At 31.6% G+C, this 20,895-nt stretch carries 19 protein-coding genes, 2 tRNA genes and 1 other RNA gene; 6 read left to right on the top strand and 16 right to left on the bottom strand.

The window, feature by feature from the left end; genetic code table 4:
- The first annotated feature begins 2 nt into the window (after positions 1–2).
- The 3 genes from ACWXVV_RS01020 to ACWXVV_RS01010 all read left to right on the top strand — a co-directional run bounded on the left by ACWXVV_RS01020 (position 3) and on the right by ACWXVV_RS01010 (position 2,176).
- Positions 3–1,919, top strand: a complete 1,917-nt coding sequence (locus ACWXVV_RS01020; RefSeq protein ID WP_455984562.1) for a M13 family metallopeptidase — start codon at positions 3–5, stop codon at positions 1,917–1,919.
- A 93-nt stretch (positions 1,920–2,012) separates the two neighbouring features.
- Positions 2,013–2,096: transfer RNA gene (locus tag ACWXVV_RS01015), tRNA-Tyr, on the top strand.
- 5 nt (positions 2,097–2,101) lie between these two features.
- Positions 2,102–2,176 (top strand) — tRNA-Gln (locus tag ACWXVV_RS01010).
- A 97-nt stretch (positions 2,177–2,273) separates the two neighbouring features.
- On the opposite strand, the gene ACWXVV_RS01005 is transcribed toward ACWXVV_RS01010, so the two are convergent.
- From ACWXVV_RS01005 to ACWXVV_RS00985, 5 genes are all read right to left on the bottom strand, one after another.
- Entirely contained in the window at positions 2,274–3,254 is a 981-nt protein-coding gene (locus ACWXVV_RS01005) for a S66 family peptidase (RefSeq protein WP_455984563.1), read from the bottom strand.
- A complete protein-coding gene (locus ACWXVV_RS01000; protein WP_438341454.1) occupies positions 3,247–4,848 on the bottom strand; it encodes an ABC transporter permease subunit in 1,602 nt (533 codons plus the stop codon). The genes ACWXVV_RS01005 and ACWXVV_RS01000 overlap by 8 nt, the downstream gene beginning before the upstream one ends.
- Before the next feature lie 179 nt (positions 4,849–5,027).
- Positions 5,028–5,789, bottom strand: a complete 762-nt coding sequence (locus ACWXVV_RS00995) for a phosphonate ABC transporter ATP-binding protein (RefSeq protein ID WP_455967680.1) — start codon at positions 5,787–5,789, stop codon at positions 5,028–5,030.
- On the bottom strand, positions 5,782–7,038 hold the full coding sequence (gene cypl / locus ACWXVV_RS00990) for an ABC transporter thiamine pyrophosphate-binding lipoprotein p37/Cypl (RefSeq protein ID WP_455984564.1): 1,257 nt from the start codon (positions 7,036–7,038) through the stop codon (positions 5,782–5,784). The genes ACWXVV_RS00995 and cypl overlap by 8 nt, the downstream gene beginning before the upstream one ends.
- Before the next feature lie 278 nt (positions 7,039–7,316).
- The gene (locus ACWXVV_RS00985) at positions 7,317–8,117 is read right to left on the bottom strand and encodes an alpha/beta fold hydrolase (protein ID WP_455984565.1); all 801 of its coding nucleotides are present in this window, start codon (positions 8,115–8,117) and stop codon (positions 7,317–7,319) included.
- 45 nt (positions 8,118–8,162) lie between these two features.
- On the opposite strand from ACWXVV_RS00985, the gene gpmI reads away from it, so the two are divergent.
- Both gpmI and ACWXVV_RS00975 read left to right on the top strand, forming a co-directional pair.
- Positions 8,163–9,698, top strand: a complete 1,536-nt coding sequence (gpmI, locus tag ACWXVV_RS00980) for a 2,3-bisphosphoglycerate-independent phosphoglycerate mutase (RefSeq protein WP_438341458.1) — start codon at positions 8,163–8,165, stop codon at positions 9,696–9,698.
- Between the two features lie 313 nt (positions 9,699–10,011).
- Positions 10,012–10,401: a hypothetical protein gene (locus ACWXVV_RS00975; RefSeq protein WP_455984566.1), complete on the top strand. Its 390-nt coding sequence runs from the start codon at positions 10,012–10,014 to the stop codon at positions 10,399–10,401.
- Positions 10,402–10,568: 167 nt separating this feature from the next.
- On the opposite strand, the gene ACWXVV_RS00970 is transcribed toward ACWXVV_RS00975, so the two are convergent.
- From ACWXVV_RS00970 to ACWXVV_RS00925, 10 genes are all read right to left on the bottom strand, one after another.
- Positions 10,569–11,225: a hypothetical protein gene (locus ACWXVV_RS00970; RefSeq protein WP_438341460.1), complete on the bottom strand. Its 657-nt coding sequence runs from the start codon at positions 11,223–11,225 to the stop codon at positions 10,569–10,571.
- A gap of 9 nt (positions 11,226–11,234) precedes the next feature.
- An RNA gene (gene ffs / locus ACWXVV_RS00965) (signal recognition particle sRNA small type) lies at positions 11,235–11,331 on the bottom strand.
- Between the two features lie 131 nt (positions 11,332–11,462).
- On the bottom strand, positions 11,463–11,897 hold the full coding sequence (locus tag ACWXVV_RS00960) for a 23S rRNA (pseudouridine(1915)-N(3))-methyltransferase RlmH (protein WP_438341461.1): 435 nt from the start codon (positions 11,895–11,897) through the stop codon (positions 11,463–11,465).
- A complete protein-coding gene (mnmG, locus tag ACWXVV_RS00955) occupies positions 11,887–13,719 on the bottom strand; it encodes a tRNA uridine-5-carboxymethylaminomethyl(34) synthesis enzyme MnmG (protein WP_438341462.1) in 1,833 nt (610 codons plus the stop codon). Before mnmG ends, ACWXVV_RS00960 begins: the two co-directional genes overlap by 11 nt.
- Entirely contained in the window at positions 13,712–14,050 is a 339-nt protein-coding gene (gene rbfA / locus ACWXVV_RS00950) for a 30S ribosome-binding factor RbfA (RefSeq protein WP_438341463.1), read from the bottom strand. The genes mnmG and rbfA overlap by 8 nt, the downstream gene beginning before the upstream one ends.
- Positions 14,043–15,851, bottom strand: a complete 1,809-nt coding sequence (gene infB, locus ACWXVV_RS00945; RefSeq protein ID WP_455984567.1) for a translation initiation factor IF-2 — start codon at positions 15,849–15,851, stop codon at positions 14,043–14,045. Before infB ends, rbfA begins: the two co-directional genes overlap by 8 nt.
- Positions 15,818–16,108, bottom strand: a complete 291-nt coding sequence (locus ACWXVV_RS00940; RefSeq protein ID WP_455967676.1) for a YlxR family protein — start codon at positions 16,106–16,108, stop codon at positions 15,818–15,820. Before ACWXVV_RS00940 ends, infB begins: the two co-directional genes overlap by 34 nt.
- 2 nt (positions 16,109–16,110) lie before the next feature.
- Positions 16,111–17,682 carry a transcription termination factor NusA gene (gene nusA, locus ACWXVV_RS00935; protein WP_456012451.1) on the bottom strand — a complete coding sequence of 524 codons (1,572 nt, stop codon included), beginning with the start codon at positions 17,680–17,682 and terminating at the stop codon, positions 16,111–16,113.
- Positions 17,683–17,690: 8 nt separating this feature from the next.
- Positions 17,691–18,116: a hypothetical protein gene (locus tag ACWXVV_RS00930; RefSeq protein WP_438341467.1), complete on the bottom strand. Its 426-nt coding sequence runs from the start codon at positions 18,114–18,116 to the stop codon at positions 17,691–17,693.
- Between the two features lie 90 nt (positions 18,117–18,206).
- Complete coding sequence (locus ACWXVV_RS00925) at positions 18,207–18,959, bottom strand: PQ-loop domain-containing transporter (protein WP_438341468.1); 753 nt, start codon at positions 18,957–18,959, stop codon at positions 18,207–18,209.
- Between the two features lie 85 nt (positions 18,960–19,044).
- Here ACWXVV_RS00925 and ACWXVV_RS00920 point away from each other — a divergent pair, with 85 nt between their 5' ends.
- A complete protein-coding gene (locus ACWXVV_RS00920) occupies positions 19,045–19,506 on the top strand; it encodes an NUDIX domain-containing protein (protein WP_438341469.1) in 462 nt (153 codons plus the stop codon).
- On the opposite strand, the gene ACWXVV_RS00915 is transcribed toward ACWXVV_RS00920, so the two are convergent.
- Positions 19,503–20,867, bottom strand: coding sequence for a Sapep family Mn(2+)-dependent dipeptidase (locus tag ACWXVV_RS00915; RefSeq protein WP_438341470.1), 1,365 nt, complete (start codon positions 20,865–20,867; stop codon positions 19,503–19,505). The genes ACWXVV_RS00920 and ACWXVV_RS00915 overlap by 4 nt on opposite strands.
- Between the last annotated feature and the right edge of the window lie 28 nt (positions 20,868–20,895).

Here is a 20,895-nt window from a genome sequence, read left to right as displayed (position 1 = left end):
TAATGTCAAAATACGATGCCAATAAACTTAAAATTGACTTCTATGAAGAAATAAACAAAGAGTGAATGGAAAAAACTCAAATCAAGCCTGATCGTACATCTGCCGGTTCATTTGTTGACATCTACGACAAAGTTGAAGAACAGCTAAAAGAGTTATTTTTTAACTGAAAAAATGACGAAAAATCAGTTCCAAATGACTCTAAAATTCAAAATTTTGTTAAGTTTTTTAAAATGTCTTTAGATTGAAACAAGCGTCAAGAACTAGGAATAAAACCAATCTTACCTTTACTTGCTGAAATTGAAAAATTGCACTCATTTAAAGATGTTTTTGAGAATTATCGTTTACTTGTTCTAAAAGGATTGTATGTTCCGGTTGAATTTGATGTAGAAGCAGATTTCAAAAATTCGAAAAAACAAGTTCTATTTGTTTTTCCAAACAGCTTGATTTTAGGTTCAACTAAACCTTACCAAGAAGAAGAAAGAAAAACTAAACTATTAGATGCATATGAAAAAATGGCTATTAAATTGCTTGCTTTTGTTGGCAAAAGCGAACAAGATGCAAAACAAATGGTACAAAAAGCCTTTGCTTTCGACAAAACTTTATTACCTTTATCAATAGAGCCTGAATACGCAGCTGTTTACACTAATTTTTACAATCCAACCACACTTGAAGAGCTTAAAACTAAATCTTCAAAAGTTAATTTAGCTCAGTTAATTGAACAAACAATTAACAAAAAACCTGAAATGGTTGTTGTTGGATATCCTAAGTTTGTAAATGAAATTGATACATTGTTATCTGATGATAATTTTGAAAATTACAAAGCAAGATTATACATCGCAACATTAGTAAGTTACTCAGCTTATCTTTCTGATGAATTAAGAATTATTGCTGGTGAATTCAGAAGAGCATTTACCGGTTCAAAAGAAGCTGAAAGTCAAGAAAGAATTGCATTACTAAGTTCTTTATCATTCTTCAAAATGCCAGTAGGAACTTACTATGGTTTGCATTTCTTTGGTCCTGAAGCCAAAGCTGACGTTGAGCACTTAACAAAAAGCATGATTGAAATTTACAAAAAACGTCTAGCAAAAAACACTTGATTGTCAAAAGATACAATCAATATGGCACTAAAAAAATTAGATACTATGGAAGTGTCAATTGGGTATCCTGATGAAATTGAATCTTACTATGATTTAATGAAAACTAAAACATATGAAGAGGGTTCAAACTTACTGGAAAACGTTTTAAATTTTGTTGAACTTAAAACAGCGTGAGTATTAAATAATGTAGATAAAGATTCAAACAACAAACTATGATCAATGTCTCCTAGTGAAGTTAATGCTTATTTCAGTCCGACTCAAAATAAAATTGTTTTTCCAGCCGCTATTTTACAAGCTCCTTTCTATTCACTAGAACAAACTAGTTCACAAAATTTTGGTGGAATTGGTGTTGTTATTGCTCACGAAATTAGCCATGCCTTTGATAATAATGGTGCAAATTTCGACGAAAATGGAAACATGGTAAATTGATGAACTGATGAAGATAGAAAAAACTTTGAACAAAAGGCACAGGGAATCATTGCTCAATTTGATGGTGTTGAAACTTTTGCAGGTAAATGTAATGGAAAACTAGTTGTCAGTGAAAACATTGCTGATAATGGTGGAGTTGCTTGTGCATATGAAGCAGCTAAATTAAAAAAAGATTTTAATGCTAAAGAGTTTATGATTAATTATGCAACTATTTGAAGAGCAAAATATTTACTGGAAACTGCTAAAAACTTGCTTCAAACCGATGTTCATGCTCCTACAAAATTAAGAGCAAATATACAACTTGCAAACATGGATGATTTTTACAAAGAATTCGATATTACTGAAGACGATCCAATGTATATGTCTCCAGAAAAAAGAGTCAACATTTGATAATTAGCGAGATAGCCTTTAGGGGCTATTTTTCTTTATGAACAAAAAATTTCACAAAAAATTAAAATTGTGTATAATTATTAAAGCAATAGAAATGGGAGGGTAGCGAAGCGGCCAAACGCGGGTGGCTGTAACCCACTTCCTTACGGTTCGGGGGTTCGAATCCCTCCCCTCCCACCATAAATTGCCCTTTAGCCAAGTGGAAAGGCAGCGGTTTTTGGTACCGCCATGCGTTAGTTCGAATCTAACAAGGGCAGCCATATCATTAACGTGATCAACACTCTCAAATGAGAGTGTTTTTTATTTCTTAATTTCTCAAAAGAAAAATAAAAAAATCACTCATAATGAGTGATAATTCTATCTTTCGACAATTAGAAAATCTTCTTTACTTGTATCAAGTTTAGCTTCTAAACCAACAGGTAAAATACTTAGTGGCATTGTGTGTCCAAAATCTAAATTGGCAATAACAGGAATGTTTTTCAACACATCAATGTTGTCGATAATTTCTTTGATTTCCTCAAGACTCAGTTTTGAACCGTTTTGCATTCTTCCGATCGTTAAAGCTTTAACGTTTTTAAATCATTTTGATTGTGTTAATGATACTAGCATTCTTTCAAATTCATCATAAGAATATGCCGAAACTGATTCAGTGAAGAAAATCATATCATCATTTAAGTCAGGTCAGTATTCCGTGTCTCTTATTAAGGCAATGGTTGATAAGTTACCACCAAATAATTTTCCCTGTGCTATTCCTGGATTAATAACAAATCTTTTCGTGTTTTGTTCAAAAACTCTGTTCTCTTGATCTAAAAATCACATATCGTCACTTCATTTGTCTGACTCTTTCATTTTGAATGGCTCGTCAGTTTCTAAAAACATTTCTTTAAATTGTTGTTTAATGAACTCTGAATTTTGAATCATTGCAAAACTACTAAAATGAGGACCGTAGAAGTTAATGTTTTGAGTTTTAGCATAAATTGACACAATTAAGGCAGTAATGTCACTGAATCCACACAAAGGTTTTGGATTATTTTTTATCAAACTTCAGTCCAAGTAAGGCAGTAATTGATTAGAATTGAACCCACCTATAACTGTTAAAATCAATTTAACATTTTTGTCTTGATAGGCTTCGTGAATGTCATTAACTCTACTTTCTATAGATGATGAAAAACGTCTTCCGTTTTCATAAACATTTTTACCAAAAGTTACTTTGAAGCCCATTTCTTCTAGTGCTTTTATAGCAAGGTCAGTGTTAGGTTTACCTATTAAATTAAGATTTCTTGAAGGGGCAATTACTCTGATTTCGTCGCCTTTATTTAAATTTCAGTACTTATTCATGTTTACCTCTCTTCAATTTTATTATTTTTACAAAAGAGTGGCTTTTTTTAGTGAACATAATTTTTAATTTTTGTCAGTAGCTTATGTCATAGCTAATAGTGTTAATTCTTCAAATTATAATTTCACTCAAAATATTGATTGCAAAAATGGCTGCCGTTGCTATTCACATAATTGCTGCCGCTTTAGATAAATGAGTTCCTCTTTCATTTAATAGATTAGAAATCTTGTAACCCATTATCATATTCTGACCAACTATTGCACTGTATGTAATAATATTTCTAAAGGCGTTTTCAAAGTAGAATAAGCTTAAACTAACTAAATCTTTTTTGACACTAGGCAAGACATATCTGAAATAAATTTTTGATTTTGACCAGCCTTGCATTTTTAAATTAGCAATAATCTCCTCATCGACATTGTCAATCATTTCCGCAAATTGTTTAGTGAATGAGCCCATCGAACATATTCCTAAAATGAAAATGATAAGTGTTGTTGCATCGTTGATAATAGGTTTAAAAATAAAGAAAATAATGATTTCTGGAATGAGTCTTAGTGATGCAATGAAAAACTTTGAGCAATAAACTGAGCCTGATTTCGAAAGTCTTGTTGTTGCAAAAGGTGCTAGTGCAAAAGAAAGAACGAGTGTTATTGTCAATGTCATCACTGCTAACATTAAGCTCTGTACTAACATCCCAAAATTACTTTCAAAAAAGTTTGGCTCTAAAACGTTTTCGAAAATATTTCAGTCAGGAGTAAAAATGTTTTTTAAAAAGTTAGAAAGTGTTGCTGAAGCAGTCATTTTCTGTAAGTTGATTGTAGCAAAAGATCATACAGCAATAGCTATACTGAAAATAAAAATCAGTGTTTTTATCAGTAATCTTCAGTCTCATTGCTTTGCTAATTGATTGTAATTGCGTGTTTTAATGTCTCTGGATTTAACTTCAAAAACATGTTTTTTAAGTACTAAATTAATTGCCTCTAATGCAATAACTACTAACAGCAGGATGCCTAATGGGATACCTAACTGACTCATGTTTTGCGTTAATTCGGTGCTGTGATAAATCAATTGACCAATCCCAGGAGCACCTAAAGCCGCAAGCAGTGATGCTCAACGCATGTTAGATTCAAAACTATATAAATAAAGAGACATGAACCTGTTAAATAATCTTGGCATAACTTCACTACAGTATGCTTTACTGTGGCTTTTTCCTTGTCGGCGAGCAATGTAATAAGGGGTTTTATCTAAGTTATCAATAGCTTCAATAAAATATTTGTGTAATCACAGCCAGCTAAATCATAAAAATATTAATATCAAGGCTAATTTGCTATAAAAAGAAAGATTGAAAAGAGTTATAAAAACAATTTCTGGAATACTTCTTAAAAATAAAACAAAGTAGCGAGCAAAGAATGAGACATATTTGTTGTTGTAATTTTTAGAACTTAACGAAGCAGAAATGATTGCTGCAACAAAACCTATGAATGTTCCGGCGAGTGCATATTGTAGGGTTGTTCCTAAATATTTAAAAGTTAACTTGACCAAATTTTGGTCAAAACCATTTAAGTCGGAAACATTTGAAAAGGTGAAAATTTTCTTCACATTTTCTCGGAATACAGAAAAACTATTGTAATTTAATGAGTAATTATTGAGTGAAAAAAGAAAGATAATAAATGCAAGAGCAATAAAAATGGCAATGTGGATTCAAAGCGGACGAATTTTTTTTGTGGTTTTGGCTTTTGGTGATTCTACATAGTAAAAAAATAATCGATAGACAAATTTTAAGTAGTTTTGTTTACTAGTTGTTTCATTTCGCTTAGACTGATGTTGGTTGTTGAGTCTCATAGAACTAGTTTTCCTTTTTGTAAAACAATAAGTTTAGTGAAATATTTTTTTACCATACTCAAATCATGAATATTCACCAGAATTGTAGTTTTATTTTTTTGATTGATTTCTTTTAGCATTGTTAAGACTTCATTAGATGTAGCATTATCCAAACTAGATGTTGGTTCATCAGCAAGAATTAATTTTGCATGTTGAATTAAAAGTTTTGCAATTTCAACTCTTTGTTGTTGCCCACCACTTAGATCACTAACACGATAGAATGCTTTATCAAGAATATCTAATTTATCTAAAGTTGAAAATATTTCAACCTTTTGCTTTCTTGATAATAAACTAAAAAAAGCCATGAAGGGATTTTTAAAATCCACAGCTGACTTTTTTACATTATTAAAAACGGTGTCTGTGTTTATCAAGTTTGCTTTCTGTGTCAAAAAACCAATACTTTTAATGAAGCTTTTTAGTTGTTTTTTAGAGAAAGAATTAAATGAGTTGCCGTTGATGAAAATGTCTCCTTCAGTAATTTGTACTGCTTTGACAAATGCTTTGAATAGAGTACTTTTACCAACACCAGAGTGACCGATTATTGCTATCATTTCGCCTTCATCGATACTGAAGTTTAAGTTTTGCAATATTGTTTGATTAGTATTTTGATACTTTAAGCTAACATTCTGGAACTCGATAAACTTGTTGTTTTTACTCATAACTTTTTACAGATGGCATGTCAGTGATTGTCTTAGTTGGATCGCTGGCTGCTAAATAAATATCAAATAATTTTTTATACAAGTCTGAATTCTTTGGATTCATGAAGTAGTTGTATCCTGTGAAGACTCCTAGTGTATTTTCTTCACCTTTGATTGAAGAAAGTGCTTTAGCAATTAGTTTTGCTTGTACTGGATTCAAGTTCTTTCTTCCTAAAATGATGTCATATGGAGCTGCCTCAGTCAATGTTAAAACACGAATTTTAGCATTAGCATCACTTGGTTTAAATTTAGAACCATCTGATTTTGTTCAGTTGAATGAACCTTCATCATCAAAAGCAATATTAAATCCATTTTTACCTAGTAAATCACTTGCATCACCTTGTTTAACTTTGTTGTTTTCTTTCAGTGTCAGAATTGTTTTGTTTACTTCTTCTGTAGTTTTACCAAAGTGTTTTGCAAGCAAGGCTACTTGGAATCTATATTTTCCAGCACTTTTTGTTTTTCCGACTACCAGACCATAACTCATAAATTTGTTAAAGTCTTTTGTGTCTCAAGCATCTTTAATTGCTTTTAATTGGGCATCATCTCCACTCATTAAGATTGCACCACGGTAGTAGAAAGTGAAGTCAGTTTTTGATTTGTCGTAGAAAATGTTGTAAACTGAACCATTTCACTTGTACTTAGGATTATTAGCATCTCAAGTGTAATATTCACCTAGATCACTATTAGCTAATTGAATTTGGTTTTCGTTTTCAGCTTGAATTCTTAGTGGGTCAGATTCAGAACCATCAGTATATCTTGCAGTATTATCACCAATTGTTCATGAGAATTTTCATGTTGCTGTTTGCCCCACCACAGGCAAGGTGTTTGTGTCAATATTGCTTTTATCTGATAGTGAATCTGCAAATTTAGCATAAGAAGCAACAAAAATGTCAGCATTTGCCTTGTTTGCTTTCAAGTCATCAATCCCCACTTCACCTTGAGAAACTTTGAATTTCACGTCTGGAAACTGTTTTGTTTCCTCATCAGCATTTTTTAACTTGTTAAATTCTTCTGTCAATTTTGAAACATAAGTTTTTTCTGCTTCTGTTCCTTGCCATCCGTCGTTGATTCAACTGACATTGATAGTAATGTCTTTGTCTCATTTGTCAATTTCAGTGTTGTCACACGCAGCTGAAACGGCACTAATTCCAGCTATTGAAGCAGCTAAAGGTAGTAGAGAAAAAATGGCCTTTTTGAATTTTGTCATTTTGCATTCCTTTAAAAATATTGATAAAAAAATTTACCTTTTCTCAAACAAGTTTTGCTAACAAGGAAATAAAAAACTCCCGTTGATAACAGGAGTGCAATACTTGTATAAAATTGAGAAACGAGCTACGCAGGTATTATCCTGATCAGCTATAGGTATAATCTCAGCCCTTTCGAGCACCCTTGTTTACTTAAATTATAATAAAAAGAAAATCTTTTTTGATTATATTGTTTGTAGCTAGAACAAAAGAAGGTAATTCTGTGTCTTTTTTCCAGTCTTTAGTGCTCTTTTGTCATTTTTACTATTTGCTCATAGATTTCTTGTCCTGAGTCTAAAAAGGCCGCGTGACCTGCACCTTTTAGAATTGTTAGTTCTTTATTTTGTTGGTAAGCAACTAAAGAAATTTCATATATGTTAGTAAAGTAATCTTTATCACCACTTACTATTTTGTAATTATCAACGCCAGCAAAAAGATTGAAATAGTTATTATATGTGTAGTCTAGATTTAAGATTTGGTTTTCTATCATTCATCCAAATTTTTTGTAGCGAGTTTGATCTTTATCAACCACACTAGTAGCATACATATTTGCACTTCTTTTCATTTGTTCCTGATATTTGTGACTCAGTAATAGATAGGATTCTATTGCATCTTCTGTTGTTTTAGGGATTAAAAATTTCAATCCGAACTCTTTTCTTGCTTTGGTTAGAACATAATGTGCTGGAGCAACTAATAATCCATATTTAGCATGTGTGTGTTTTAAACAATATAACGTACTCAAACAACCTAGCGAGTGTCCAACAATGTATAGTTCTTTGTCTGTTAAAACTTCTTTTATAAATGTCTTGGCTACTTCGAAATAGTGTTCTAAAGTCAAAGGCCGAGTGTTTCAACTACTTTTACCACATCCAGGCATATCTAAAGCAACAATATTGAAATCACGATTAGGAATTCTTTCAATTGAACGCATGATATTCAATGAATCGCCAAATCCGTGAATAAAAAGAACATAAGGTTTTGTGTCATCAATTTCAATGAAATAATTTATTTCTTCGTTACAAATATTGATTGTTTTATTCATAAAAATTCCTTTACTTACAATGTTTTAATTATTATAATTTTTTATATGGAAAACAATAAAAAAATCATTTTAACAATAATTGATGGACTAGGAATAAGAAAGGAAAAGCAAGGTAACGCTTTTGCTTTAGCTAAGCATCCTACTTTTGATAAATTACTAAGTGAGTATCCTAATTCGATCTTGCAAGCATCAGGAAAATTTGTTGGTTTGCCGGAAGGGCAAATTGGTAATAGTGAAGTAGGACATTTAAATATCGGTGCCGGGCGTATTGTCTACACAGGACTTTCTTTAATTAATAATCAAATAGAAACAGGAGAATTTAAAAATAATTCAGTCTTTTTGGATGTCATTGAATCAGTCAAAAAGACACAAAAAACACTGCATTTGATTGGTATGTTGAGTAATGGTGGAGTTCACTCACTTGACACACATTTGTTTGAATTAATGAAACTAGTACACCAAAAGGGTTTAAAAAACGTGTCTATTCATATTTTTGGAGATGGTCGTGACACAAAACCTCAGTCAATAAAAAATTCACTTGACACGCTAATAAAATTAAGTAATCAATTTGGTTATCCAATAAGTTCAATTAGTGGCCGTTTTTATGCAATGGATCGTGACAAAATGTTTGATCGCAACCAAAAGGCTTTTGATGCTTTAGTGGGTGAATGCAGTAATGCTTATGATGATGTAAATAGCTATATTCAGCAACAATATAGTAAAAATATTTATGATGAATTTTTTATTCCTGCACAAAACAGAAATGGAAAGTTCATACGTGATTCAGATTCAATAATTTTCTTTAACTTTAGACCAGATAGAGCAAGACAATTAACACATATGTTTATTGGTTCAGATCTTTACAATTACATTCCAAAGAATGCAGTAAAAATTGACAATTTTGTATCGATGATGAAATACGAAGGTTTGAATACTCAAATTGCATTTGAAGAAATGATAGTAAATTCTCCTTTAGGTGAAGTTTTAGCTAAGAACAAAATACAACAATTAAGACTAGCAGAAACTCAAAAATATGCACACGTTACTTTCTTTTTTGATGGTGGAAAAGACGTTGAATACCCACTAGAACAAAGAATTTTGGTTCCTTCATTAAAAGTGGAATCTTATGCTAATGCCCCACAAATGTCAGCTAAAGAAATCACAGATCGATTGTTGGAAAATGTAGAAAATACTGATTTTGTGGTTATGAATTATGCCAATCCTGATATGGTAGGACACACAGGGAACTTACAATCCACAATCAAAGCAATAGAAATTTTAGATACTCAATTTGCTAGAATTTTGGATTACGTTGAAAACAATAAAAATATCACTTGATTTATAACTGCAGATCACGGAAATGCTGAACTAACTGAAGACGAAAACAATAAACCAGCTACAAAGCACACTACTTTTCCTGTCATGTTTGTTACAAGTGACAAAAATATAAATCTTGGTAATGGATCACTATGCGATGTTGCTCCAACAATATTAAATTATTTAAATATAAAAGTTCCGATTGAGATGATTGGTAGAAATCTTATCAATTGCGAAAAGGAAGAAAAAAATAATGAATTATAATCTTATAACACTTTATGCTTTGGGTTGCATACTCATAATTCAAGGAATAAATTTTTATAAGCTACCAACCTGAAGAATGTTAGATTTATCAAAACGAAAAAGTTTTTGAGTTAGCAAACAAATAGCAAAAGCAAGCCTTATGAAGTTTTTATTGTTTACTTTTCTACTTTTGATCTTAGAAATTCCTTTGGTTTATTGAACTATTAAATTCTTTAATTCTGAAGAAAGCGAAATCTTAACAAATACTTTATTGATAATCTATATTTTGCTGTTTCCTTTATTCTGGTTTATTCTCTTGTTTATTTTTTTAAGAATGAACAGACTTATAAATAGAAATCACGTAATATCAAAAATAAATATCAATAATGTTAGAGATTTGAATGAAAAAATTTTAAACAAAGAAAATCCTAGTCTACCTTTTCTATTTAGAACAAATTGATCATGAGGAAAAAAACAAAAGACAATACAGCTAACAATGAATAATTTGCATTTTTCGATTCACTCACAACAAACAAAAGCCAAATTGTCAATTAGAACTTTCGACTTTTTTGTTTTAGTTTTCTATCAGCTAAATTATTATGAATGAAAAAGCGAGATAACAGCCCAGGAAAAACTAGAATTCCTTCTTTCTGTTTGTTATTCAAAATTAGAGGATGAGCAAAAAAACAAATTCTTAGAAATCTGTAATTTGTATTTCAAGTAAAATTCAGATCAAAAAGCATTTAGAAATCAATTGTGTCTAAATGCTTTTTTATTAACCAAATGGGGTTACGTAAATCTTTTTTATACAAGTTATTATTAAACTTACACTGCAAAAAAAAAAAAAAAAATCAGACACTTGCATAAGCGACGGTGTCTAATTTAATAAAATTATTTGACTGTTTTTTGAGCTATTTTTATAAAGTGCTGTGTGTAAAGTTTCAATCTCGCCTTATATGTTTGAACGTTAGGATTTGTTTGTCAAATTTCATTTGCTGAAACAATTTCTTTTTCAAAAACTTGGTCTAAAAATTTAGTAAAAATTTCTTTATTGTCTTCAGTTTGATTTTCTATTTCTTGACGATCTCTTTGCGCTAATTCGACATTTATACACATGTAATATGGTCTAATCTCAAATTGTTTCGATTGAACGTCTTGTTCATAAAACACTATGCATCCACTTGGTTCATTTTCAGCCAATGAGTTTAAAAATGATCTCATTAACTCTACAACTAATTGCGAACCTATGTAGTTGTTTTCTTCTTTTTTAAAGTCTCAGTCATTGTCGGGATAAATAGTTTTATCAAAAATTTCACTGCCACTTACAAAGAAAAATGAAGGATCAATGTAAAAATTGGTAAAGTTTTCTTTATCGTACTGACTAGCATTAGGCACAAATTCTTCAAGAGTTGTTCACTCAGGTTTTTTGTCAAATGCGTCTTTTCGATACAACTGAGTTCACACTGCGATCTCCGGGTTTTTATAAAGCAATACAAAATGATGTGGTTTATTAAATAATGGAATTAAGGCTTTGTTTATAAAAAACATATTGCTCCTTTTAAATAAAAAACCACAAGACACAACACTTCTCGATATGGCTGCTATGTTTCCATCCTGACCAGGTTACAAGGTTATCATTCTCATGGCTTCATAATTATACCACAACCAACATACAAGCTGTTTCACATGGACTTTTGTCACTATTTTTAATGTTATACTCTACCGGTAAAAAAGTACTCAAAATGAGTATTATTTGAGTCGGAAAATAAAAAAAGTATCACGCGATTATTTGTGATACTTAATGTTGTTTGTTATAGCAAAAGAACGATAAATTTGTTCAATTGCCATTACTCTAAAAAGTTGATGTGGAAAGGTCATAGGAGAAAAGTTTATTTTCTTGTCAAAATAGCTCTCATCCACTCCATTCGAGCCACCTATTATGTAGGTTATATTATCTTTCGATGTTACTATTTTTGCAAACTCCTCAGAACTATATTGTTTGCCTTGTAAACTAAAGTAATATATCTCACTATTCTTGGGAATTTTTGCCAAGATTGCTTCAGTCTCTTTTTTAATTTTCAATTCAATATTATCTTCTTTAACTTCTTTTATTTCAATCAAGTTAACAGTTGTAAAAAATTTTAACTTTTTTAAATAAGAGTCGTAAAGATTTTGAAAATCTCCAGTTAAAGAACCTACACAAATCAAATTAAGCTTCATTTTTCTTTCTCTTTTGGTCCATGTGGAACATTAACATTTGAATATCTGCTGGATTAATTCCACTTATTCTTGATGCTTGACCAATGGTTGTTGGTCTTACCCTTGATAATTTTTCTTTTGCTTCGTATGCCAAGTTTTCAACTTTAAAATAATCTATATCTTCAGGTATTTTTAATTCTTCTAGACGTTTCATTTTTGCTGCTTGAGTTTGTTGTTTTTCAATATATCCAAACAAACGCACATTGACAGTTAATTCGTTGATATAAGGGAAATTTCCAACAACATCATAAGGATCAACTTCTGGACGTGCCAATAGTTTTAAATAGCTAAGTCCATGTTCAACATTGTATTTTTTACCTAGTTCTGAAGTTGAACCTACAAACGTATTTTTAAGTTCTTGAATTTTATTCTCGATAAGCTGATATTTATTAACTATTTCTTTATATCTTTGTTCTGAAATCATTGAGTTTTCATAAGCGTATTTTGATAACCTTTGATCAACATTATCATTTCTTAGTAACAAGCGATACTCAGCACGAGAAGTTAACATACGGTAAGGTTCAGCTGTCCCCTTTGTGACCAAGTCATCAATAAGTACTCCAATGTATGAATCTGAACGATCCAGATATAAAGGTTCACGATTTTGAATGTAGTTAGCAGCATTTATTCCAGCTATTAGACCTTGCGCAGCTGCTTCTTCATAACCGCTAGTTCCATTAGGTTGGCCAGCACTAAAAAATCCTTGTATTAGTTTAGTCTCAAGATTTCTTTTTAGATCTAAAGGGTTAATTGCATCATATTCAATGGCATACCCATATTTTTGCACTCTAGCATCTTTTAGACCAGGTATTGTTCTAATCATTCTATCTTGTACATCAACTGGCATAGATGTTGAAAGTCCATTAATATACATAATGTCACCGCGATTAGTTTCGGGTTCGAAAAAGATGTGGTGTCCAATTTTTTCCGGAAAACGAACAATCTTATCTTCAAATGAAGGACAATATCTTGGTCCCGTTCCAACAATAAGTCCTGAATACATACTTGATTTGTCTAAATTTTCCAAAACGATTTTTTTTGTTTCCTCAGTAGTATGTGTCAGCCAACAAGATGTTTGCTTGTCTAACTTGATTCCACTTCTTGTTGAAAAACTTAATTCATTTTCTTCTAATTGTTCTTCTTCCACTTGACTAAAATCAATCGAATCTGTGTAAATACGACAAGGAGTTCCAGTTTTTAATCTTTGAATTCTGAAACCATATTTTGCTAAATTTTGACTCAAGTTAACATCAGTTCTTTGTCCGTCAGGACCTGATTGTTTAACATCATCTCCTTGCAAGATTCGACTATTCATGTAAACACCAGTAGTCATAACAGCAGCGTTTGCATAAAGAGCACCATGTTCTTGAGTTATTACACCTTTTAAAACACCATTGTCAACTACTAAGTCAGTTACTAAATCTTCAAACAAGGTTATATTAGGTTGATTTTGAATATCTTCTAAAATGATTTGGCAGTATTTATCTTTGTCAATTTGTGCCCGTAAGCTTCATACAGCAGGACCTTTTGATGTGTTAAGCATTTTGATTTGTATCATTGCCATATCAGCAAAATACCCTTGCATTCCTCCAAGGGCATCGATTTCTCTTGTTATTATTCCTTTTGCTGAACCACCAATTGAAGGATTACAAGGCATCATTGCCAATTTTGTTCTATCTAAAGAAATTAAAGCAACTTTTAGATTGCGTTTTGCCAACGCATAAGTTGCTTCAATTCCTGCATGACCGCCACCAATAACGATGGCATCAAACTTGTTATTCATTTTCTTTTTTGATTTCTGCCAAAATCTTTTCGATTCTTTGTGCTTTAGGTTCCACTGTATCTAAAGAAAAAATTAACTGTGGAACTTTGTAATATTTTCAACTTTGAGCTACGACACTTCTTATAAAAGGTGTCATTGCTTGCAATTTTTCATAGTATCTTTCTTTGTCTTTGAACAAAGTCACATACACTTTTGCATGTTGATCATCATTAGATAATACCACATCATTGATTGCAACATTTGTCACATCAAAGTCTTTAAGTTCTAGTAGAGCATTACTTACCAATTGAGTTAGCAATGACTCTTTTCTTTCGTGTTGTATTTTATTCATCTTCAACTAATACGTCCTCGTAAAATTTTAATGTATCATCTACTTTAATCATATCAAAATCTTTGATATGGGTACCGAATTCAAACCCATTATCAACGGTTTTTGCATCATTTTTTTCTTTTTTCAGTGAGTCAATTACACCTTTATAAACAACTTTATTATTTCTAATTACTTCGACTTTGGAATTTGCTTTTACTTGCCCTGATAACACTTTACATCCTGCTATGTTTCCAACTTTTGAGTAGTAGAAAATTTGTAAAATAATTGCTTCAGCAATTTGTTTTTCTTCATAGACAGGTTCTTTTAACCCTTTTAGTTTTGCTTCCAATTCATCAACAATCTTGTAAATAACATTATGTAATTTAACTTCTACACCTTTTTGATCTGCAAGAGATTTAACGCTTTCATTAATCGACACATTGAAACCATAAATAATTCCGTTACATGTTGAAGCAAGTGTTACGTCAGCTTTTGTTACATCCCCATTTGATGCTTGGATAATGTTTAAAGTTGCTTCATCATTTCCCAGTTTTGAAAGAGCGCTTTTAATTGCTTCAGCCACCCCTTGAACGTCAGTTTTAATAATTACGTTAACGATTTTTTTGTCACCATCAGCAACAACAACATTTTTTTCGCTTAATTCTTTTTGCTTATCTAAAAAAGCTTTTTCTTCAGCTAGTTTTTTAGCATATTTTTCGTCGCTCAGTCCAACAAATTTGTCCCCAGCTGAAGGGTTTTTGTTTAGTCCAGTAATAACACAAGGCATACCAGGGGTTGCTTTTTGAATTTCATTTCCTTCGCTGTCTGTCATTGAACGAATTTTTCCATATTGTGAACCAGCAACAATGAAATCACGAGTTAACAATGTACCATTTTCAACGATAACTGTTGCAACCACTCCCTTACCTTTATCTAAACGCGATTCAACTATTGTTCCAATTGCTTCACGGTCGAAATCAGCTTTTAATTCCAACATTTCGCTTAGAACAAAAATAGCATCAAACAATTCGTTAATTCCTTTACCCTGAAGAGCAGAACCATACACAAATTGAACATCTCCTCCTCATTCTTCAGAAACAACATCATTTTCAGAAAGTTGTGCTTTAACTTTTTCACCATCAGCATTTGACTTATCCATCTTGTTAACAAAAACAATCATTGGAACTCCAGCAGCTTTTGAGTGTGCTATCGCTTCTTTTGTCTGTGGTTTTACCCCGTCGTCTGCAGCAACAACTAAAACTACAATGTCTGTAACTTTAGCACCCCTTGAACGCATCTCAGTAAATGCTTCATGTCCTGGTGTGTCAAGGAAAGTGATTTTTGAATTGTTGTGTGTTACTTGGTATGCTCCAGTGTGTTGAGTAATTCCCCCAAATTCAGTTGAGATAACATTTGAGTTTCTAATTTTGTCAATCAGTGTGGTTTTCCCATGGTCAACGTGCCCCATTATTGTAACAACCGGTGGGCGTTGTGTAAGTTTAGCCCCTTCATGACTAATAACCAATGAGTCAACAACATTTTGGGCGTTAACATTTTCACTTTTGACAAAGTCATAGTCAAATTCTAAACATAGTTCAGCAATTTCTTCTTCAGTTAATGATGTGTTCAGCGTTTTAGCAATACCCTTTTTGAAAAAGTGCATAATAACATCATTTGGTTTGATTGATATTGACTGACTAAAGTCCGAAATAGTCATTGGTCCAGTAAAGTAAAAAACACCATCTTGCAACTTTATTTCAGCGTTTTTTAAATGACTTTTTACGTCTTCTAAATTTGATTTTCTTTTTGTTTTGCAAGCCATATTTTCACCTCTTCTTCTAGTTGTTTATAAATTTCTTGTTGAATGTTCATTCTAAAGGCGCGATTTAGGTATTTACGACTAAACATTGTATTAATAGTTTGTTCGTCGTTTAAACAATATCCTCCTCGACCTCCTAATTTATGTTCAGGATCAAAATGAAACGTATTATCTTTAAATTTGGCAAATCTTAACATTGAGTTTGCACTATATACTTTATTGTCAACGCAATTTTTGCGTAAAACTGTGTCTTTTTTCAATGTTAATCTCAGTCCTCGTCGTCTCAGTTAATGTTTTCAAGACCACTAGCTAAATCTTTGTCAACTTTAAAGTCTTTCATTTTGGTTTTGGTAATTTTTTCATAATCTTCAGAAGGTTGTTGTTTTTGTTTTGAGTAAACATCACTATCTTCTTTTTCATCTAGCACCATTGATTCTTCTTCATTTTGCATTTCATCTAGATAGTTTTTAATCATGTCGTCGCTAATGAAATCTGTGTTAGCATTCATTTCCATCAATGCTTTCTCAAAGTCATCATTTTGGTAGCTGTCCATTTCTGAGTGGAATTGAGCAATTTCAGACTCTCACATTTTGTCAATGTTGAAGTTTTCGAATTTTCTTTGTGATTTCTTTTGAACAGAAGCTTTAGTAGGAACACTAACTTTCAATCTGTGTCCTCTTTCAAGTTGTTCAACTTCTTCTTGTGTAATGTTCCCGTTTCACTCAAAATGAATTCCATTTTCAATAGCTATACTCTGTGAAATAACATTGATTTTTGACTTAGTTAATTCAACAGCCAAAATAACATTGTTTCCTTTTCTTCCGATTGCAAGGGTGTGTTGGCGATCTGGAACAATTACATCAAAAGCTTGCATTGTTTCAGTATCAAGTGATTCATTTCTAACAACATCAATAACTCTTGCTGGTGTCAAAGAATTAATGATGTATTTTTTAATGTCAGAACTTCAAGCAACGATTTCGACTTTTTCACCATTAAGTTTTGATTCAATACTTTGAACTCTATTTCCATCTGGTCCAATCATTGTTCCTACCGGATCAATGCTTGCATCTTGACCTACGGCCACACGCACTGAAATTTTCGATCTAATTCCGTATGTTCTAGCAATGTCCACGATTTCAACAATTCCTTGTGATAGTTCAGGAATTTCTTCACGTAGAATTTTTTCTAGGATTGCTCTTTCAGAACCAGAGATAATTACTTGTGCGTTCTTAGACTCTTCTAAAACATCAATAATTACAACATCCATAATAGTTCCTACTGGAACGTTGTGAATGTAATTTCCTGATTTAGGCATGAACGCTTCAGTCCCATCTTCCAAAACAAATAAGTAAGATTTGGATGTCTTGGTTTCCAATCTTGCTTTGATAATTTCACCAATTTTTGGGAAGTATTTACGATATACTGCTTGTTTTTCTCATTCACGAATGCTTTGTAAAAATAGTGAACGAATTTGAGTATAAGTTTTTCCTGAAAAACGATCAAAGTCAACTTCTTGACTCATAACATCATCAACTTGTGCATTCGGATTGATTAAACGAGCTTCAGACAGTGGAATTTCACAACTTGGTTCATAACCTTCTTCATCTTCACTCAAGTGACTTTTATCAACATTTGGAACAACGTATTTTGTGTGGTTGATTAACTTAAATTCTTTATTTTTTTGGTCGAAAATAAATTCAAGTTCTGCATCTGCATCAAAATTCTTTTCAAAAATCTTGGTAATACAGTCTTTTACCATTTCTTGAATTTCAGATTCAGGAATGTTTTTAATATTTGACAAATCCGATAATTTTGTATAAAAATTGTTTGACATAAGGTCTCCTATTTTTTAATATCTATAAACTTTTCAATGTTTGTAATGTTAGTTTTATCGATAAGAATTTTTTGCATTCTTCCTTTGTTATTTTTAATTGCTAATAATTGCATTTCTTTAATTTCAACTAATTTTACGACTATTTTATACTCATTAAGGTATGGCTTTGACAATGACAAAACTATTTTTTGGTCAACGTATTTTTCTAGGTCATCTTTTGTAATAGTTAAATTATTTCCGCTTGAAAAAATATCTAAAACAAAAGATTCTGAGTCAAAAGCATCAACAAAAGTATTGATTTGTGCACTTATTTCTTGAACCTGCTCAAAATCTGACACATTCAGCTCAATGTTTAGCACTTTTTGGCCCTCACGATTTTCTCAATATACTTTACTTACTACATTAACAAATTCTTGTTTTAATTTTTCTATCATTACCGCTCCTTAAAAGTGTAAAAAGGCCTGCCATTGCTGGCAGCCCTTTAAAAAATATTTTCAAAATTAGGCTTTATTATTATAACAAATTTAATTATGACTTTTTGCCAAAGGTTTCTTTCATCTGTCTATTAACATGAAAATCATTTGAATTCCATAAATTACTAGTGATGCTGATTGTCACACTGTAGCTATAACAATAGGTAAAATTGACTTGTTTTCAACTTGTAAAATGTGTATTTTTGAAGCTCAGAAAATGATTCAAAAAACGTTATTGAAAACAAAAAGCATGATCATATAAATACTTACACCACCAAAATCTCTATTTTTGAAGCTAAGAATAAGTTGTGGCATGAAAGCAAAGGTTGTAAACACTGGTACGATGGCACCTAGAATTGTTGAAACTGCTGTGTTTTTGATTGTAACATCAATTTTGTTAATTCTTTCATCGTTTAGAACACACAAGATAGTTATTGCAATTGAGGCTAAAACAAAAACTCCTAGAATTGTTGAAACATTAAACAACTTTGCTTTTGAATGTTTTTTCGACCCACTATGGTCGTATTGATAATAATATAAATAAAAAACTGTGAATGAATAAATAATGATTGAAATTAAGTTTGCTACAGCAGTCTGTAAAAGTGATCCTGGTAAAAATGTACCAAGAACTACTCAAGCAAATAAACCGAAATAAAAGATTCAAAATGAAACAAAACTAACATTTCCGGTTCTTTTCTCTTTTAAAAGTTTGATTAATTGGGGAACTCCTAATAAGACTGTAACAACTGCTGCAAATCAACCAAATACTTCACCGGCATTTATTAAGTGTTGATTTGTTGTCATACATAAAATTTTAACTTATTTTGGTTAAAAAACAACTTATTGAGTGTATATTTTAAAATAACAATATGAACTCAAAGGACAGAAAATGAAGATAGAAAAAAGTGCTGGTACATTGTGTGTTTTCTTGGCTAAAAAACCTAAGATTCTACTAGTCAAAAACAAAAATAAGGCCTGAGGATTTCCAAAAGGACATCTAGAAGGTAGTGAAAAAGCTTATCAAGCAGCAACAAGAGAAACTAAAGAAGAGGCAAATATTGATGCTAAATTAATAGAAAAATTTGCGATCAGCCAATACAACCTTCAACCAGATATTATGAAATTTGTGTACTGATTTGTAGCTACCAGCAACAGCAATAAAGCAAAAAGAAATCCAACTGAATCTTTGGCTGCTAAGTTTGTTTCTTTTAAAAAAGCCAAAAAAATGTTGACACACGAAACAGATAGAAAACATCTTCAAAATTTTGTTTCTTTGTTTGAAAATCAACGAATTGAATGAAATAAAAAAAGCGATATTGAATCGCTTCTTTGGGATTGAGAGACAAATTAGTCTTTTTGCAATCTAATCAAGGCATTAATGTAAATCTCTAAATCTTGTTTCATTTCGTCATATGTGAAGACTTCGTTTGGTGCATGCATTAGCTCCATTTTAGTAGTAGCACCAAAAGCAACACAATTTTCAAATGTTCTTGCATAAGTGCCGCCACCAATCGCTATTGGTTCTGCACCTTTATCATCTGTTAAGTCGCGATAAGTTTGAATTAGTGTTTGAATTAATCAAGAATCTTTAGGAATATATTTTGCATTTTTAGATCCGACCATTTTAAATTCACATTGATAATTATTTTTGTCTAAAAATTCAAGCAAGTCTTTTTGCACTTGATCAGCTTTGATAGTAGCGGGTACACGCATGTCAAAACCGATTGAAACATGGCCATTGGAAGTTCTTAAAAAAGCAGGATTTGATGTCAAAAGCCCGCTGTCATCTCGATAATTTTGAAAAATGTTCGACATTGAAAAATCACTATTTTGGAAGTTGTTGAACATGAATTTAAAAAAATCATTTTTTAGAGCTTGTGATTCGTTTTTAACTATTGCTTTAACGAATTTTAATATTGCATTGTCGCCCGCATAAGGAGTAGAACCATGTCCTGCCACACCCTTGACAATTAGCTCAGTATCACTTTTTAAAATAACATCCTTTTTGTCGAAATAATTAGCAATTTCTTTTGCTCTATTTGAATGTAGTTTTAAGGCGTCAGGAATTTGGTTGTAAACCTCACCTGCTTCAAGTACAAAATCATCATATTGGCTAAAAATTAAGTCATAATCAAAAATAAGCTTTTCAGCAAAAATAATAGGTCATTCACCATCTGGGGTATAACCTAGATCTGGTGCGCCAAAATCTTGTAAATAAAATTTCATGCTTTCCATTGTTGTTTCTTCACTCAGTCCAAAAATCACTCGTATTGAGTACTTTTTGTTCACCAAGTTATTGTCAAGTAAGTATTTTAGAGTATACAAAGTGATAATTGTTGGCCCTTTGTCATCTAAAGTTCCTCTTCCGAATATTTCATTTTCTTTTATTAGTGGCTTAAAGGCTTCACTTTCTCATTGACTATTGTCACCACTTGGAACAACATCAAGGTGACATAGGATGCCAATTAAAGTTTCACCATTACCAATTTGTGCATAACCATAACGATTTTTACTATCTTTGTGGGTTTGAAAACCAAAAGATTTTGATAAATTTAAAACATAATCTAAAACTTTATCAACTTCTTTACCAAAAGGGTATTGACTAGTTAAATCAGCCACTGAAATCGAAGGGATGGCGCACACGTTTGCAATGTGTTGCACCATTTCTTTGAATTCTTTTTCTGTTTGTTTGTAACGAATTATTTTGTTCACATCTAGACCTTTCTATCTATGTTGTTAT

The sequence above is a fragment of the Mycoplasma sp. 3392 genome (assembly GCF_053851755.1).
The sequence above is the reverse complement of the archived record's forward strand: the minus strand, read 5'-3'. Positions and strand labels throughout refer to the sequence as shown.